This window comes from Streptomyces sp. NPDC046465 (assembly GCF_040646035.1).
Taxonomy (GTDB): Bacteria; Actinomycetota; Actinomycetes; order Streptomycetales; family Streptomycetaceae; genus Streptomyces.
Window position 1 is genome coordinate 80,301 of sequence record NZ_JBEYZK010000019.1, and the last position, 17,965, is coordinate 98,265.

General features: G+C 69.4%; 12 protein-coding genes. 10 read left to right on the forward strand and 2 right to left on the reverse strand.

Translation table 11 applies throughout. The annotated features are described in order from the left end of the window. Window positions 1-35: 35 nt before the first annotated feature. A complete protein-coding gene (locus tag ABZ953_RS28030; RefSeq protein ID WP_361729333.1) occupies window positions 36-1,280 on the reverse strand; it encodes a helix-turn-helix transcriptional regulator in 1,245 nt (414 codons plus the stop codon). Here ABZ953_RS28030 and ABZ953_RS28035 point away from each other — a divergent pair. From ABZ953_RS28035 to ABZ953_RS28065, 7 genes are all read left to right on the forward strand, one after another. Beyond that, window positions 1,258-2,268: a DUF1702 family protein gene (locus tag ABZ953_RS28035; RefSeq protein WP_361729080.1), complete on the forward strand. Its 1,011-nt coding sequence runs from the start codon at window positions 1,258-1,260 to the stop codon at window positions 2,266-2,268. The two genes, ABZ953_RS28030 and ABZ953_RS28035, sit on opposite strands and share 23 nt — an antisense overlap. Further along, window positions 2,265-4,241 (forward strand): CRTAC1 family protein, encoded by a 1,977-nt coding sequence (locus ABZ953_RS28040; RefSeq protein WP_361729083.1) that lies wholly within the window; start codon window positions 2,265-2,267, stop codon window positions 4,239-4,241. Before ABZ953_RS28035 ends, ABZ953_RS28040 begins: the two co-directional genes overlap by 4 nt. Further along, entirely contained in the window at window positions 4,238-5,302 is a 1,065-nt protein-coding gene (locus tag ABZ953_RS28045; protein WP_361729086.1) for an enediyne biosynthesis protein, read from the forward strand. The genes ABZ953_RS28040 and ABZ953_RS28045 overlap by 4 nt, the downstream gene beginning before the upstream one ends. 4 nt (window positions 5,303-5,306) lie before the next feature. After that, window positions 5,307-11,303: an SDR family NAD(P)-dependent oxidoreductase gene (locus tag ABZ953_RS28050; RefSeq protein WP_361729089.1), complete on the forward strand. Its 5,997-nt coding sequence runs from the start codon at window positions 5,307-5,309 to the stop codon at window positions 11,301-11,303. Window positions 11,304-11,306: 3 nt separating this feature from the next. Further along, complete coding sequence (locus ABZ953_RS28055) at window positions 11,307-11,783, forward strand: acyl-CoA thioesterase (RefSeq protein ID WP_361729092.1); 477 nt, start codon at window positions 11,307-11,309, stop codon at window positions 11,781-11,783. Window positions 11,784-11,974: 191 nt separating this feature from the next. Next, window positions 11,975-13,006 (forward strand): phospholipase, encoded by a 1,032-nt coding sequence (locus ABZ953_RS28060; protein ID WP_361729095.1) that lies wholly within the window; start codon window positions 11,975-11,977, stop codon window positions 13,004-13,006. 81 nt (window positions 13,007-13,087) lie between these two features. After that, window positions 13,088-14,038, forward strand: a complete 951-nt coding sequence (locus ABZ953_RS28065) for an aldo/keto reductase (RefSeq protein WP_361729098.1) — start codon at window positions 13,088-13,090, stop codon at window positions 14,036-14,038. 63 nt (window positions 14,039-14,101) lie between these two features. Here ABZ953_RS28065 and ABZ953_RS28070 read toward each other — a convergent pair whose 3' ends face one another. After that, a complete protein-coding gene (locus tag ABZ953_RS28070; RefSeq protein WP_361729100.1) occupies window positions 14,102-14,734 on the reverse strand; it encodes a winged helix-turn-helix transcriptional regulator in 633 nt (210 codons plus the stop codon). Window positions 14,735-14,818: 84 nt separating this feature from the next. Here ABZ953_RS28070 and ABZ953_RS28075 point away from each other — a divergent pair, with 84 nt between their 5' ends. The 3 genes from ABZ953_RS28075 to ABZ953_RS28085 are packed head-to-tail and all read left to right on the forward strand — an operon-like array spanning window position 14,819 to window position 17,951. Next, window positions 14,819-16,030 (forward strand): pyridoxal phosphate-dependent aminotransferase, encoded by a 1,212-nt coding sequence (locus ABZ953_RS28075; protein ID WP_361729102.1) that lies wholly within the window; start codon window positions 14,819-14,821, stop codon window positions 16,028-16,030. 53 nt (window positions 16,031-16,083) lie between these two features. Next, on the forward strand, window positions 16,084-16,689 hold the full coding sequence (locus ABZ953_RS28080) for a peptidase (RefSeq protein WP_361729336.1): 606 nt from the start codon (window positions 16,084-16,086) through the stop codon (window positions 16,687-16,689). Between the two features lie 32 nt (window positions 16,690-16,721). Further along, entirely contained in the window at window positions 16,722-17,951 is a 1,230-nt protein-coding gene (locus ABZ953_RS28085; protein ID WP_361729104.1) for an FAD-dependent monooxygenase, read from the forward strand. Window positions 17,952-17,965 lie beyond the last annotated feature (14 nt).

Below are 17,965 nucleotides of genomic sequence, written 5' to 3' on the forward strand. Positions count from 1 at the left end.
ACAGCTCCCTAACGAATTATTACGTTAGTGTGGACTTACATTTGAGTCAAGGCCGAGCCCGGCTGGTGGGTGCTGCTCCACAGGAGGCTGGAGAGGTACCGATCCAGCCCCGGAACCGAGAGCAGCGAGGGCACCATCCCCGTCGTGGGCTCCTGCAGCACGACGTCGGCGCTGATCCGGTCGGCCGGCCGGACGTCGAACTCTTCGCTCACACCGACAAGCGCCTCCGCCAACGAGTCCTCGGATCCCCTCTCGACCGCGATCGCCCGCATCAACCAGGTGCCGGGCGGCAGACCGCCGAAGAAGAATCCCCCCTCGGGGTCCACGAACCTCGCGGCGATCGGCGGCATGAGCGGCCTCGTACTCGAGAACACGCTCACATGGGTGCGCGTCCCCCGTTTCTGCGGAGTACCGATCAGCCGGCCCATGACGCAACCACGCGGGTTGAAATCGTGAACGACGCCTGGCACGACGAGGTCGAAGAGCGTGAGATCGGCTTGAGACGAGCGCCTGTACTGGGACGGGGTGAGCCCGACAATATCGGTGAACCGAGTCGTGAAGGTCCCCAGACTCCGGTAGCCGACCGAAGACGCAATGTCGGACACGGTTGCCATGCTCGTCGACAGAAGCTGTTTGCTGCGTGCCATTCGGACCGCACAGAGAAAGCGTCCAGGTGAGCATCCCGCTTCTCTCCTGAACTTCCGGGCGAAATGAAACTTGCTGTACCGCACGGAAGTCGCGATGTCGCCGAGACTCAGTGGGTGTTCGCAGTTCTCCCACATGTAGATCATGCTGTCCGCAACTGGATCTGACATGGCTACCTCCGATCTCGTGATCGAACATGTGCCAGGGGATCTACAGGGTGCGTTTCTACAAATAGGTGCAGCTCGCCGTCGCGCGGCGCAATCTGCGCTGCCGCGCAATGCTCGCAGAAATAGCAGACGTCCAGTCGAATGGTGCTCTGCCGCAAAAGTTTGGTGCTGCGGTGAAAACGCATGGGCAATAAGGGGCGGCTTGCGGGCGCCCCGCAGCCCGGGCCGGTCGGCTGACCCTGCCGGAACAGGAACCAGGGAATCCACATCCCCCATCCACCACGTGCCGGGTCGCCCCCCTCCGCCCCCGCGCCTGCCAAGCGACGACCGTGAGGGCATCGAGATTACTAATCTTTTTTCAATTGAGCAATGAGCGAGAAACGCTCGACGTCTGTTCGATGCCAGTCTCGTGGTGACGTGGCGTAGTCGGACGCGAGGTGCTGACATGGTTTCGTGGATAGGACACATCCGTCGTATAACGCTCACTCCCGGTGCGAATCAGGCTTTATTACGCAAACGTGGCTTTCCAGAACGCAACCTCCATGCGAAGGCGTGCCTGGAGAGGGCCGGCGGCTCGTTCATCGAGGGGTTCGGCGTCGCGGCCCAGAGTTCGACCGCCGTTGAGGCCACGGCCACCCTGGCAAGGATCGACGGCGTCCGGCGGGGATTCGCCTTCGAGGGCGCGGCCATGGCCATGGCCATCCGCGACGCGCTGCCGCTGGGCCACCGCCACCACGTCTCCGACCTCCTCGAAGCGGCCGACGAACACATCTACATGATCCATGTCGGCGTCGGCTGGTCATTCGCCCGACTGCCCCGGCCCCTGCGGCGGGCGGCGGCGGCCGGCCTGAGCGACCCCACCCTCACGTGGCTGGCCCTGGACGGCTACGGCTTCCACCAAGCCTTCTTTCACACGGACAAATACGTGAGAAGGCAGTACGTCGACCCCGATCCGCCCTTGCCGACGCACCACCATCCCGGGTACGCCCCTCGCGTAATCGACCAGGGAATCGGACGCGCCCTGTGGTTCGTCGCGGGTGCCGATCCGAACCGAGCGCTGCGGCTGATCGAGGCGTTCTCACCGCAGCGGCACGAGGATCTCTTCGCCGGACTCGGGCTGGCCGCGACCTACGCGGGCGGTACGTCCTCCGACGAGCTCGAGGAACTCGCCGAGCGCGCGGGCAGCCACCGGCCCGCCCTCGCGCAAGGGTCGGTGTTCGCCGCCGAAGCACGTACACATGCACACATCGCACAGCCGCACACCGAGACCGCGGTCCGGGCCATCACGGGGCTGCACGTCACCGAGGCGTCCGCCATCGCCACGCAGAGCCGTCCGTCGGGACACACGGTCGACGGGCAGGCGTCGTTCGAGGTGTGGCGTCGCCGCATCATGCAGCGCTGGGCCGCCTCGCCATCTCGACAGCCCGACACCGACAGGGTGAAGGACGGCTCATGAGAGAACGCATCCGAACGCTCACGCCTGCCCTCTGCGCGGTCCTGCTCGCCGGTTCCCTGTTCGCGGTGACCCGAGCGGCGGTCGCGGCGCCGGATCCGTCGGAGGTCGCACCGGACTACAAGTTCGCTTCCCTGCCGATCCCGATGCCGCCCGGTTACGAGAAGCTTCCGAAGGAGAAGGTCCGCGAGGTCAACCCCGCCTATCACAAGATCCGTTCGTGGATCTCGTCCGTAGGCGCCGGGGCCGCCATCAACGACCTGACCGGGCACGGGCGGGCGAACGGCATGTGTCTCGTGGACACCCGCACGGACTCGGTGATCGTCACCCACACTCCGACCGCTCCGGCAGCCGACCGATTCACTCCCTTCGCCCTCGACGCCGCCCCTCTCCACGTCGAATCGACGATGGCGCCGATGGGCTGTGCACCCGGCGACTTCAACAGCGACGGTCGGATGGACCTGCTGGTCTACTACTGGGGACGCACACCGATCCTGTTCATGGCAGACAAAACGGCAGACAAATCCGCATCCGGTCGCTCTCCGTCGTACCGCCCGACCGAAGTGGTCCCGACAGCCAAAGATGTGGGCAGGTATACAGGCGAACAGTGGAACACCAACGCCGTATCGGTAGCCGACTACGACGGGGACGGTCACCCCGATCTGATGGTCGGAAACTACTTCCCGAACTCTTCCGTTCTCGACCCGCACGGCCAGAACGACGTCGTCATGAACGACTCCATGTCGAACGCGAAGAACGGCGGCGGAATACGGATGCTGCGCTGGGTGCGCAACGACGGCGGGCACCCGGTATACGTGGAGGACAAGAAGGCCATCCCGTACGACGAAGGGACCGGATGGACCCTTGCCCTGGCCGGCGGTGACGTCACCGACGATCTCCTGCCCGAGGTCTATGCGGCAAACGACTTCGGACACGACCACCTGTTCTACAACAAGTCGAAGCCCGGCAACATCCGGTTCGGCACCGCAACCGGGAATCGCGGCTGGACCACACCCAAGTCATTCGTCCTGGGCAACGATTCCTTCAAGGGAATGGGCGTGGACTTCGTCGACCTCTACGGCCGCGGCAAGTTCGACATGATTGCCAGCAACATCACGACGGCATGGGGCCTCGAGGAGAGCAACTACGTGTGGCGCAACGACGCCCGCACCCCGAAGAAGATGGCTTCCGACCTCGGCTCCGGGCATGCCCCCTTCTCCCAGCAGGCACAAGAGATCGGCCTGGCCTGGCACGGCTGGGCCTGGGACATCAAGGGTGCCGATCTGCAGAACTCCGGCAAGCTCGATGTCCTGCAGACCGCCGGATTCGTCCAGGGCGCCAAGCACAACCGCTGGCCCTGGCTGCAGGAGCTGGCCACCAGCAACGACGTTCTCCTGCGAGAGCCCCGCATGTGGCCCAAGGTGGGCCCCGACGACGACATCGCGGGCCACCAGCCGATGGGGGTGTTTGCACCGGCCGACTCCGGCAAGTACGTCGACATCGCCGATCAGGTCGGCATCGACTCCAAGATCCCGACCCGCGGGATCGCCGTCGGCGACACACGTGGAAACGGGACGCTGGACTTCGCCGTCGCTCGGCAGTGGGGTCCGCCTGCCTTCTACCGGAACGATTCACCGGATAGGGGCCGCTACCTCGAACTCCACCTGTTCAGGCCCGCCGACGGACAGCACAGCGGCAACCTGTCAGCAGCCGGAACACCCGCCTACAACGCGCAAGTCACCGTGCGAACGGCCGACGGCCGCACGATGCGAGGCCAACTCGACGGCGGTAGCGGACACAGCGGCAAGCGGTCCTTCGACGTGCACTTCGGCCTGGGCGCCGAGGACCAGCCGGTGAGCGCCACCCTCGCCTGGCTCGACGGCCAGGGCGAGCGCCACCGGCAGACCGTCCGGCTCACCCCGGGCACGCACACCTTCATGCTCACCGACACGGCCGAGGAGGTCAGCGTCCCGTGACGACCCAGAGCCCCAAGCCCGTCGACCGGAACGTCCGCGAACGGTCTCCTCTCCCCGAAGAAGCGGCCTCACCGTCGCCCACGTCGTCGTCGGCCAAGCCGCCCAGCGCCGACTCGAAGCCGCCTGCTGCCCAGGCGGCCGGGAAGGATCCGCGCTACCTCGCCCTGCGCAACTTCGCCCTCTCCATCTCGGTCTTCAACATCATCGGCTACACCCTGCTGGGGTTCGAACAGCCGGCCTTGTGGCCGATCCTGGCGGTAGCCAGCGCGTACACCATCGATCTGTCCTTCGAGACACTCAGCGCGTGGGCACAACGCCGGACGCCCCGCTTCCGCGGGCGCGGCATGCGCGGGGTCTACGAGTTCCTGCTTCCCGCGCACATCACGGCGCTCGCGGTGAACATGCTGCTATACGCGAACAACCAGTTCTGGCCGGTCCTCTTCGGCATCTCCGTCGGCGTCACCGGCAAGTACGTCTTCCAGGCTCCGATCGGTGGCCGGATGCGCCACTACATGAACCCGTCGAACCTCGGCATCAGCGTCGCGCTGCTGTGCTTCGGCTCCTGGGTCAGCGTCGCGCCGCCCTATCAGTTCGGCGAGAACATCAACTCGCTGTTCCGGATCGCGATCCCCGTCATCCTCGCCACCGCCGGCACGGTGCTGAACGCGAAGCTCACCGGCAAGATTCCGTTGATCGTGGGCTGGCTCGGCGGTTTCGTGATTCAGGCGATCCTGCGCCATGAGCTGTTCGACGTCGCGCTGATGGCCGCGCTCGGCACCATGACCGGCACAGCCTTCCTCCTGTTCACCAACTACATGATCACCGACCCCGGCACCACACCGGTCAAGCCGCGGGCCCAGTTCATGTTCGGCGCCTCGTCCGCGATGGTCTACGGAGTGCTGATGCTGTTGAACGTCGTCTTCACGCTGTTCTTCGCTCTCACGATCGTGTGCGCGATCCGCGGGCTCTCCGTGTGGATCGGCGTACTCATCGCCAAGCGCAGGTCCGCGACCGAGTCGTCCGCAGCTCCGAGCCGTCGGCGAGGCGCGCAGGAGGCCTAGGTCCATGACACGCATAGCGATCGTCGGGATGGCCTGCACATTCCCCGACGCCAAGACCCCGAGGCAGCTCTGGGAGAACGTTCTTGCCGGACGGCGGGCCTTCCGACGCCTGCCGGACGTGCGGCTGAGCTCGGCGGACTACTATGCCGCCGATCCAGCCGCACCGGACCGGCACTACGCCACTCATGCCGCGGTCATCGAGGGCTGGGAGTTCGACCGGACGAAACACCGCGTCGCCGCGGGCGTCTACCGGTCCACCGACATCGCGCACTGGCTGGCCCTGGACACCGCCGCGGCAGCGCTGGAGGACGCCGGTTTCCCCGAAGGCGAGAGGCTCGACCGTGCCCGCACCGGCGTCGTCCTCGGCAACACCCTGACCGGGGACATGACTCGGGCCAACGGCATGCGGCTCAGGTGGCCCTATGTGCGACGTACTCTGGCGAAGGCGTTGGAGGACAAGGGCTGGACGGTCGACGAGATCGCCGAATTCGTCGACGCATACGAGATCCAGTACAAGGCCCCCTACCCCGGCATCAACGAGGACAGCCTGGCCGGCGGCCTGGCGAACACCATCGCGGGACGCATCTGCAACCACTTCGATTTCGGCGGCGGCGGCTTCATCGTGGACGGCGCCTGCTCGTCGTCCCTGCTCGCCGTGGCCAATGCCGGTAACGCCCTCTCCGCGGGGCAGCTCGACACCGCCGTCGTCGGCGGAGTCGACACGTCCATCGACCCGTTCGAGCTGGTCGGCTTCGCCAAGACCGGAGCACTCGCGACCTCGCGGATGACGGTCTATGACCGGAAATCAAACGGCTTCTGGCCAGGCGAAGGCTGCGGCATCCTGGTGCTCGTCCGCGAGGAGGACGCGATCGCCCGCGGCCTGCGGAGCTACGCGACCATCGCGGGCTGGGGGGTCTCCTCCGATGGCCACGGCGGCATCTCACGGCCCGAGGCGGACGGCCACCTGCTCGCCATGGAACGCGCCTATCAGATGGCGGGCTTCGGTGCCGAGACCGTCGACTACTTCGAGGGACACGGAACCGGTACGGCGTTGGGCGACCGGACCGAGCTCGACGTGTTCCACCGGGTGAGCGCGGACCGCCCGGCCGACGGCGAGCCCGTCTACCTCGGCACGGTCAAAGGCAACATCGGGCACACGAAGGCTGCCGCCGGTATCGCCGGGCTGATGAAGGCCGCCCTTGCCCTGCACCACGGCACGATCCCACCCATCGCCGGCAACAGCGAGGCGCACCCGATACTCGACCTCCCCGATACGCGGCTGCGGCTTCCCCGCACGCCGCGGCCCTGGCCGACACCGCGGCCCGCGGACCCGCAGGGCGATGGAGCCGGTGATCCGCCGCGCCGCGCGGGCACCTCGTCGCTGGGTTTCGGAGGGATCAACGCCCACGTCGCGCTGGAGTCCACCCAGCCGCCCACAGCGCTTCCCGCGGCTCTCCACAGGCATCTGACACACACGCCTCAGGACACCGAACTGCTGGTCCTCTCGGCAGCCGGCTTCGATGACCTCGAAGGCAGCCTCCGTCACACAGCGGACGTCGCGGCGATATGTTCCTACGCCGAACTCGGCGACCTGTCCGCCGAACTCACGCGCACCGACGCCGACTTCGCGTGCAAGGCAGCGGTGGTCGCATCCGAGCCCGCGACGGCGGCATCGAGTCTCCGCGCGCTCGCTGATGCCATCGCGGCAGGCGAGACGCATGTGTTCGCGCCACGTCACGGCCGGTTCCTCGCCCACTCCGCACAAGCCCCCCGGATCGGGTTCCTGTTCCCGGGCCAGGGCGCCCCAGGGCGTGGCGACGGCGGAGCACCGGCGCACAGGTTCGAAGTCGTCCAGGACCTCTACCGGCAGGCAGGCACGCGGCCCCCGGGCGCCGCGACCGAGGACGCACAACCGCGTATCGTCACTGCTTCCCTTGCCGGGCTGCGGATCCTCGACCGGGCGGGGATATCGGCTTCCGGCTGCGTCGGACACAGCCTCGGCGAACTCACCGGCCTGTACTGGGCGGGGGTCTTCGACGAGCGGTCGGTCGTCGACATCGCGGCGTTCCGCGGCGAAGCGATGCACAACGCGACCTCAGGACCTGCGGGAACCAAGTCCGGGGAGGCGCCGCACGAGACCGGCTCGATGGCGTCCATCCGCACCTCCGCGGCGCAGGTCGAGCCATTGCTCACCGGAACCCAAGTCACCGTCGTCGGCTACAACGGTCCGCACCAGACTGTCGTCGCGGGCCCGGTGGACGCCGTCGACGCGGTGGTCGAGGCGGCGAGGGGGGCCGGGCTGCACGGCGCCGGGCTCGCTGTCTCCCATGCCTTCCACACACCGCTGGTCGCCCCCGCCGCACACAAGTTGCGCGGGTACCTCAAGGACACCCGTATCGGCGAGGTCCAACGGACGGGACTGTTCTCGACGGTCACGGCGGAACCGGTGGAGCCCGGAACGAGCGTCGTCGATCTCCTGGAACGGCAGGTCGTGGCACCGGTGCGGTTCGCCGATGCTCTTGAGCGGCTCGCCGAGGAATGCGACCTCCTCATCGAGGTGGGGCCGGGCACGATCCTGTCCGGCCTTGCGGCCGAGGTGTGCCCGAGCGTTCCGGTGGTCTCGATGGACACCGACGACGGCTCGGTGTCCGGCATCCTCCGAACGCTCGCGGGATGCTACGTGCTGGGCTCAGGTCCTGATCTGGCGGCTCTCGCGGCCGAGCGATTCAACCGGCCCCTGTCGCTGGACAAGCACTTCACCTTCATCGAGAGCCCGTGCGAACAGGCGCCGGACGTCTCGCATCTCCCCCGGGCAGAGGCCCGGCCTCCCCGGGCCGAGGCCGCCCGCGGCGACGTCCCTGCCGACGCGCGGAGTCCGCTGGACACACTGCGACACCTGATAGCCGGGCACGTCGAGCTTCCGGTCGCCGAGATCCGACCGGAGACCCGCCCCCTCGACGATCTGCATCTGAACAGCATCACGATCACCCAGCTGATGGGCGAGGTCCTCAAGACGTTCGGCGCACCGATGCCCGAGCCGAGCACCAGTGTGGCGACCGCCACCATCGCAGAGCTTGCGGAGGCGATCGACGACCTCGCCCACACGGCCGGTGACGGGGCGGGCAGCAAGGCCGTCGATGACCTGACGGGCATCGGTACCTGGGTCCGGCCGTTCGTGGTCGAGCACGTCCCGACCCCGCTGCCACCGGGCCCGGGCGAGGAACGGCCGGGCACGTGGGAGGTGTTCGCTCCCCCCGGTGAACCGCTCGCGCACGCGGTTCGGCAGCGGCTTGAGGCCGCCCCTGTCGGCGACGGGGTCCTGCTCGTCAGCGGCGCGTCCGAGGGTGAGGACCCCGCCGACATGGCGGCCCGCATGGTGGACGCGGCACGGCTGGCTGTCGAGCGCGGTACCCGGCTCGTCGTCGTCAACCGTGACCACAGCGCCTCCGCACTGGCCAAGACGGTCCATCTGGAGGCAACGGCGGTGCGTACGACCATCGTGGACCTCGCCGACCGCCTCACGCCCGATCAGGCGGCGTCACTGGTCTGTTCCGAGGTTGCCACCACCCGTACCTTCCGCGAGGTCTCCTACGACGACGATGCCCGGCGGACCGAACCCGTTCTCCGTGAACTGGCCACCGGGCACGACGGCTATCCGGTCGGTGCCGGTGACGTCGTCGTCGTCACCGGGGGCGCGCGCGGCATCACTGTCGAGTGCGCCGCCGCCCTGGCCCACGAGACGGGCTGCACCCTGGCGTTGCTGGGGCGGGCCGACGCCGCGGCCGACGCGGAGGTCGCGGCGAACGTCGCCCGGCTGCGCGACTCGGGCGCCAAGGTGGGCTACTACTCCGCTGACGTCACCGACGTACAGCAGGTGGCCGCCGCCACCGAGGCGATCCGGAAGGAACTGGGAGCCATCACCGGAATCCTCCACGGCGCCGGGATCAATACGCCGGTCTCCATCGGTTCGTTGACCTACGACGAACTGACAAGCACCGTTGCCGTCAAGGTCGGCGGATTCCGCAATGTCCTGAACCATGTGGACCCCTCCGACCTGCGGCTCGTCGTCGGATTCGGCAGCATCATCGGACGCGCGGGGCTGCGCGGAGAAGGCCACTACGCCACCGCCAACGACTGGCTGCGATCGACGATCGACTCGCTCGGCGAACGGCTGCCGCGGTGCCGCTGCCTGAACATCGAGTGGTCGGTGTGGTCAGGCACCGGGATGGGCGAACGGCTCGGCGTGCTCGATGTACTGACCAGGGAAGGGGTCGAGCCGATCCCCACGGACGTCGGGGTCGCCGTCCTCCTTGAGCTGCTGCGCACGCGGTCGGCCCCGTCGAACGTGGTGGTGCTCGGCAGGGCCATCGGCCTCCCGACCCTCACCTTCGCGCCGACCGAGCTGCCGTTGCTGCGCTTTCTCGAACGTCCGGTGCTGCACGTCCCCGGTATCGAGTTGATCGTCGAGGCGGATCTCTCCTCGACGGCCGACCCGTATCTCGACGATCACCGACTGTCCGGGCATGCGCTGTTCCCGGCGGTCATGGGCATGGAAGCGATGGCTCAGGTCGCGTCGGCGCTGTTCGGCGAGGAAAGGCCGGACGAAAAGCCGGACGAAAAGCCGGTCGAAAAGCCGGTCGAGTTCCGCGACATCGAGTTCAACCGTCCGATCGGGGTCACCGCGGACGGCACGACGACGATCCGGCTTGCCGCGCTGCGGGCCGGTGATGAAGTTCAGGTCGCGATCCGGTCGGCCGAAACGCTGTTCCACGTCGATCACTTCCGTGGAGTGTGCCTGCGCCGAGATGATTCTGGCCCCGCTCCCGCCGGGCACCAGGAGGCGTCGGAGCCGACGGCCGGGACGCAGCGCTGGGATCCGCTGCTCAAGGTTGCCGACAGGGCCGCGACCATCGGTCCGACCACGATGGACATCGAAGTCGACTTCTACGACCGGATCATGTTTCACGGCCCCCGGTTCCGCTCGGTGACCGACTTCCGCCTGATATCCGCGCGGCGCTGTGTCGCGCGGATCCGTTGCTCCGACAGCCGCTGGTTCTCTCCCGTCCTGCCGGGCGCGCTGCTGCTCGCGGACCCGGCCGCCAGAGACGCGTTCATGCACGCGCTGCAAGTGTGTGTCCCCGACTCCACCCTGCTGCCGTCCAAGATCGGCCGAGTGCGGTCGTTCCCCCACCGGCAGAGGGCCGGGGAGCTCACTCTGGTGGCGGCCGAACGCGCCCACGACGGGAGTACCTACGTCTACGACGTCGTCGTGCGCGACGAACACGGTGCGCTGGTCGCGATCTGGGAGTCGCTCGAACTGACCGCCGTCCCGTCACCTCACGCGGGCCGCGCGTGGACCCCCGAGCTTCTGGGTCCGTACTTGCAGCGTCATCTCGACGAGGTGCTCCCTGAACCGCTGCGTCTCGCGGTCGTTCGCGATCACCCCGCAGCCTCCTCGGGATCGCTCCGCGCGGGCGGGACGCTCGCAGGCCCCGGCGGCGAGCGGCGCATTCCGAGTCGCCGGTCCATCACGGAGCGCGCGCTGGCCGCCGCGTTCGGACACCCGGTGGCGTTGCGGCATCGCCCCGACGGCCGACCCGAGACCACCGAACCGATGAGCGCGACCCACGGCCCCGGCCTCACCGCCGCCGTGGCCTCCTCTCGTCCCGTCGGCTGCGACATCGAAGCGGTCAGGGAACGCACCATGGAGCAGTGGCGCGGACTTCTCGGGCTGTCCGGCGTCGCGCTCGCGGAGATGTGCGGCACCGCGGGCAACGAGTCGTTCGCCACCGCCGCCACCAGGGTCTGGAGCGCCCGCGAGGCCGTCATGAAGCTCGGTGTGACCGTGGCACAGCCCAAGTTGATCCTGGATGAGCCAGCCCGCGACAAAGGCTGGCTCGTGCTGCGTCATGGGCGCGACCTCGTGTGGACATTCGCCGTCACCCTTGCGGCGCCCACCCCGGACGAGGTCATCGTCATCGCCGTGACCGAGAAGGGCTGAACCGTGCCGAGCTTCGACATCCCGCACCTCGTCGGCTTCGAGGAGACCAACCTCGTCGGCAACGTCTACTTCGTGCACTACTTCCGCTGGCAGGGCCGGTGCAGGGAGATGTTCCTCAAGGAGAAGGCCCCGGAAATCCTGGACGAGATCGCACACGGGCTCAAGTTGTTCACCATCAAGTGCGCATGCGAGTACTTCGCCGAACTGACGGCATTCGATCAACTGTCCATCCGTATGACGCTCGTTGACCTCACCCAGACCCAGATCGAGTTCGATTTCGCCTACGTCAGGATCGACGAGACGGACCGGACCGAGCACCTGGTCGCGAAGGGCCGACAGCGTGTCGCGTGTATGCGCGGCGACGGTGACAAGGCCACGCCGACCCGCGTCCCCGAAAGTCTGCGACGGGCGCTCGAACCCTACGGCGCCGCGAGAGCCGGGTCGGTTGCGGGAGCGCCCATCGAGGCTCACCCCGGATAGCGCGTGATCATCGCCTCCCGACCTGCCCCAACGCGGCGGGGCGTGGGGGTGTTTCGCGCGGTGCGGGCTGGGCAGGTGCGGTAGCTGAGCCGGATCCCGAGACCAGGGGCCCGGCGCGCCTCCTCCCGCGGTGCCGCTTCCTGCTGCCGCGCCCGGACGGAGCGCGCACAGGAACGGATGGAGAGACAACCGTGACACATCGTGCCCGCACCCGCTCGACCGCTCGGGCCGCGACGCTGACCGCCGCGTGCGGCGCCCTGGTGGTGGGGCTCGCCGGCCCGTCCGCCCTCGCCGCCACCGCCACTGCCACCACCCATGAGGCCACCGCCGAGGACGCCACCGCGTCCGGCACCCAGCAGCGGGACAAACGGCCGGTCTGGGCCATCGCGCACCGGGTCCTGACCGTCGGCGGCGTCGACAAGGCGCTCGAGCACGGGGCCAACGCGATGGAGATCGACGCCACCGCCTGGAAGAAGGGCTGGTGGGCCGATCATGACGGGCTGCCCACGAGCGGTGGGAACACCATGGCGGAGATGTTCGACCGGATCGCGGAGCAGCGCAGGGCGGGCAAGAACATCGGGTTCGTCTGGCTGGACATCAAGAACCCCGACTACTGCGACAGCGGTGACGCGAAGTGGCGCCACTGCTCGGTCGCGGCCCTGCGCGACCTGGCCCGCACCAAGCTGGAGAGCGCCGGGGTCCGGGTCCTCTACGGGTTCTACGGCACCGCGGGCGGGGCCGGCTGGAAGGACGTCAGCGGCGGCCTCAACGGCCGTGAGGGCGTCGACATCAGCGGGGACGCCGAAGACGTCCTGCGCCAGTACGGCGAGTCCGGCGGCGCCATCGCCCACAACCAGCGCGTCATGGACAAGGGCCTGTTCAACCTGAACCTGCCGACCGTCCTCGGAAAGGTGCGGGACCAGGTGCGCCTGGGCTCCCAGGCCCGCGACCGCGGCGAACTGGCGCGCACCTTCGGCTGGACGACCGCGGCGGGCGACCGCGAGGCGACCGACCGCCTCCTCGAGGAGTCGGGCGGCGACGCCGACGGGCTGATCTACGGCCACCGGGCCTCCTGCTACCCCGACGGCGTCTCCGGCACCCGCGGCTGCGGTACGGACGAGTCGTCCGCGCGGCAGGCGCTCGGCCACATCCAGGACTTCGTCAGGGCCTACGACGACACGCGCCGGATGGCCACGACGGACGACGTCCCCTTCGGGAGCTGATCGACCGGCGTGGTCGTGCGCGACGATGACGGGGTTCACCACGGACGGGACGATGACGGGGTTCACCATGGACGGAGAGACATGACTGCACAGCTCGACATGCCCGCCGGGCAGCCGCTGTACGGATGCATGGGGCTCGGCGGCACCTGGGACAGCGTGCCGTACACCGCGTCGGACATCGCTCACGCGGAGGTCGCCGTCGAGGCGGCCCTCGCCATCGGCATCACGGCGTTCGACCACGCCGACATCTACCGGCGCGGCAAGGCCGAGGCGGTCTTCGGCGAACTGCTCGCCAGGGCGCCCGAGCTCCGGAGCCGCATCGTCCTGCAGACCAAGTGCGGCATCCGGCAGGCCGCCGATGGCCTGCCGGGCATGTACGACCTGCGGGGGCCGAGCATCGTCCGACGCGTCGAGGAGAGCCTCACCCGGCTCCGTACCGACGTGCTCGACGTGCTCCTCCTGCACCGGCCCGACCCGTTGGCCGCTCCTGCGGAGGTCGCGGAGGCGCTCACGTCCCTGCACCGGCAGGGCCTCGTACGCCGCTTCGGTGTGTCGAACATGAGCGCGGCCCAGCTCGCCGCACTGCAGGCCCATCTCGAACTCCCGCTGGCGGTCAATCAGTTGGAGATGAGCCTGGGCAGCAGGGACTGGGTCGAGGCGGGCGTCCTGCTGAACACGCGGGACGCGACCGAGAACGGCTTCCCGCACGGGACGGTCGAGTACTGCGTGGCCAACGGCGTCCGGCTCCAGGCGTGGGGCTCCCTGGCCCAGGGCCGCTTCACCGGGACCGGCGACGGCGACTCACCGGCGGCACGGCTCGTCGCCGAGCTCGCCGAGCGCAAGCGGACGACGCCGGAGACGATCCTGCTGTGGTGGCTGCAACGCCATCCGGCCGGTATCGCGCCGGTCATCGGCACCAGCAGACCCGAGCGCATCCTCGCGTGCCGCGACGCCGTCACGCGCGAGCCGGAGCTCACCCACGAGGAGTGGTACGAGCTGTGGGTGGCCGCCCGCGGCGTACCCCTGCCGTGACGGGCTCCCTGCCGTAGCGGGCCCCCTGCCCCGCGGCGCCTCTCCCCTCGCGTCGCGCGCGGCTCACGTCTCGCGCAGCGCCTTGGCGAGCACCGAATCGCCGGTGATCTCGATCCGGCCCTCCCGCGCGCCCTGCCCGACGGTGAGTTCGCCGCGGCTCACCGCCAGGCAGGTCCCGGCGTCCAGGGTGACGAGGACGTCGGCCCCGTCGGGTGCGGGCCCGTCGCCGTAGGCCCGCGCGCCGTCCGCGAGGCGTACGTGGAAGGAGCCCTCGGCGAGCCGCACCTCCACCACTCCCTCGGCACCGGACTCCGCGAGAGGCCGCAGCAGCGGCAGCGCGAACCAGTGCGCGCGCACCGCGTCCGTCGGCGCGCGCTCGTCGAGGCCCGGCGCGCCCCAGGCGGCGAGGGCCTCCAGGACGGGCAGCAGCTCGCGTCCCCTGCCGGTGAGTTCGTAGACGTACGCCGCCGCGGGCGGGGGCAGCTTGCGGCGCGTCGCCAGGCCCCGCTGCTCCAGGTCCTTCAGGCGCGAGGCGAGCACGTCGGTGCTGACGCCCGGCAGATCGGCGTGGAGGTCGGTGTAGCGGCGGGGGCCGACCAGGAGTTCCCTGACGATCAGCAGGGTCCAGCGGTCGCCCACGGCGTCCAGCGCCCGGGCTGCCGCGCAGTACTGGTCGTAGCTTCGGCGAGGTGGCATGCGACATAGTCTATGCAAGTTGTTGGACTTTCCAAGCGGAGACTTGGTAAAACCAAGTAACACACGTCACGGGAGGCGCACCGCATGGAGTTCCGGCAGTCGAGCAAGCTCAGCGAGGTCTGTTACGAGATCCGGGGCCCCGTCATCGAGCACGCCAACGCCCTGGAGGAGGCGGGCCACAGCGTCCTTCGCCTCAACACCGGCAACCCCGCGCTCTTCGGCTTCGAGGCGCCCGAGGAGATCGTCCAGGACATGATCCGGATGCTCCCGAACGCGCACGGCTACACGGACTCGCGCGGTGTCCTCTCCGCCCGCCGCGCCGTCGCCCAGCGCTACCAGGCGCTCGGCCTGACCGATGTCTCCGTAGACGACGTTTTTCTCGGCAACGGCGTGTCCGAGCTCGTCACCATGGCCGTACAGGCCCTCCTTGAGGACGGCGACGAAGTCCTCATCCCCGCGCCCGACTTCCCGCTGTGGACCGCCGTGACGACCCTCTCCGGAGGCAAGGCCGTGCACTACGTGTGCGACGAGTCCGCCGACTGGTACCCCGATCTCGACGACATGGCCTCGAAGATCACCGACCGCACCAAGGCCGTCGTGATCATCAACCCCAACAACCCCACGGGCGCCGTCTATCCCAAGGAGATCCTGGAGGGCATCCTCGACCTCGCGCGACGGCACGGCCTGATGGTCTTCGCCGACGAGATCTACGACCAGATCCTGTACGACGACGCGGTCCACCACAGCGTCGCCGCCCTCGCCCCCGACCTCGTCGTCCTCACCTTCTGCGGCCTGTCCAAGACGTACCGGGTGGCGGGATTCCGGTCCGGCTGGCTGGTCGTCACCGGCCCTCAGCAGCACGCCAGGAACTACCTGGAGGGGCTGACGATGCTCGCCTCCATGCGGCTGTGCCCCAACGCGCCCGCTCAGTACGCCATCCAGGCCGCGCTCGGCGGCCGTCAGTCGATCCACGAACTGACCGCGCCGGGCGGCAGGCTGTACGAGCAGCGCGACAAGGCCTGGGAGAAGCTCAACGAGATCCCCGGCGTCTCCTGTGTGAAGCCGAAGGGCGCCCTGTACGCCTTCCCGCGCCTTGACCCGAAGGTCCACCCGATCCACGACGACGAGAAGTTCGTGCTCGACCTCCTCCTCCAGGAGAAGATCCAGGTCGTCCAGGGCACCGGCTTCAACTGGCCCCGCACCGACCACTTCCGCATCCTCACGCTCCCCCACGCCGACGACCTGGACGCGGCGATCAGCCGCATCGGCCGCTTCCTCAGCAGCTATCGTCAGTGATCCCCCGCCCGCCGGCGCCGCTGACGGCGCTGACACCGATCTCCGGGAGCACCGTGCCGCCCTGCGCCGCCTGCGCCGCGCCCGTCCACACGCAGTTCGCCTCGCCCGAACTCGTCGCGCCCATCGTGTACGACGGCTTCGACCGCGCCGCCGACCCCGCGTGGCGCGCGTCGGGCGCGGCCACGCTCGACGACTACGCACGCTGGTGCGGCCACTTGTGCGGGCTCACCTGCTTTCAGATGGCGCTCGGCACATCCGCCCCGCCCCTCTTCACACTGCGCGACGGCGCGCTCAAGTACGGGGCGTACACCGAGGAGAGCGGGGTGATCAAGGGCATGATCTACGCCCCGTTCGCCGAGTACGCCCGCGCCGAGTTCGGCCTCGGCGCCGAGGTCCACCGGCACCTGACCGTCGAGGAGATCTGCACGCTCCTCGACGAGGGACGGCAGGTCATCGCCTCCGTGCACTTCGAGATCCGCCGCCCGCACCGGCCCTCGCCGGGCAGGGGCGGCCACCTCGTCCTGCTCACCCGCCGTACGCCCGAAGGGCTGCTGCACTTCCACAACCCGTCGGGCATCGACGCCCGCACCCGCACCGCCGAGCTGTCCACCGCCGACTTCGAGCCGTTCTTCGCCGGACGCGGGGTCTCGCTCCGCTGACAGGCGGTCACGAGGGCTGCCAGGATGGCGCCATGATGCGTGGAGGCAGGGTCGCCGTCGTGGGCGGGAGCATCGCCGGGTGCGCCGCGGCCCTTGCCGCGCACCGCGGCGGCGCGGACGAGATCACGGTGTACGAGCGTGCGGCGGGGGATCTGGCGGACCGAGGCGTGGGGCTCGCCGTGCACGACTCCCGTTACGTGGAGCTGGAGTCGGCCGGGTACCTGGACGCGGGCATGCCGTGGGTGCAGCTCGTGCGGCGGCGCTGGTACGTGCGGGACGACGCGGTCACCTCCCCCGTGGGCCGGGAGATCGCCGTGATGCCGTTCCCCTTCCGTACGTACAACTGGGGCCCGCTCCGGCGGGAGCTGCGCGGCCGCCTCCCACGGAGCGTGGACTTCCGCGCGGGCACCACGGTGCGGGCCGTGCTCCCGGGCGCCGGTGGCGTCGAGGTGGCCACCGACGCGGGGAGCGCGCACCACGACCTCGTCATCGGCGCCGACGGCTACCGCTCGGCGGTCCGCGCGGCCCGCTTCGGCGACGTCCGTCCCGCGTACGCGGGCTATCTCGCCTGGCGCGGCGCGTTCCCCGAGGCCCGCCTCGACGAGCCGGAACGGTGGGCCGGGGACGACTGCGTGTACGCGGTCTTCCCCGGCGGTCACGTCATCATCTACCGCATCCCCGACGGCGCGGGCGGCCACCGCGTCAACTGGGTCCTGTACACCGCCCCACCCCCGGACCTCGACCTCGGACTCGGCCGCGACCTGCGGCTCACCGGCCCCACGAGCCTGCCGCCCGGCAGCCTCACGAAGGCGCTCGCCGACCATCTCGCGTACGTCGCGGACGAGTTGCTGCCGCCCTACTGGGGCGCGCTGCTGCGCGAGACGGCACCCGACGAACTCTTCCTCCAGCCGATGTACGACTTCACCGCGCCCCGCTGCACCGCGGACGGCGTCCTGCTGACCGGCGACGCGGCGGCGGTGGCCCGGCCGCACACCGGCGCAGGAGCGGTCAAGGCGCTGCAGGACGCCACGGCCCTGGAGGCCGCCCTCACCGCATCCGACACCTGGTCACAGGCCCTGGCCAGGTACGACGCGGACCGCACCGCGTCCGGCCGCGCGATGGTGGAGCTCGGGCGGCGCCTCGGCGACGCCTTCGTCCGGGCGACCCCGGACTGGCGGGCCATGGACCAGTCCGCGATGGAGTCGTGGTGGCGGCAGGCGGACGGATCCGGCGCGTTCGGGGGTCGCGGGCTGAAGCGCTGACGCGCCCGTACCCG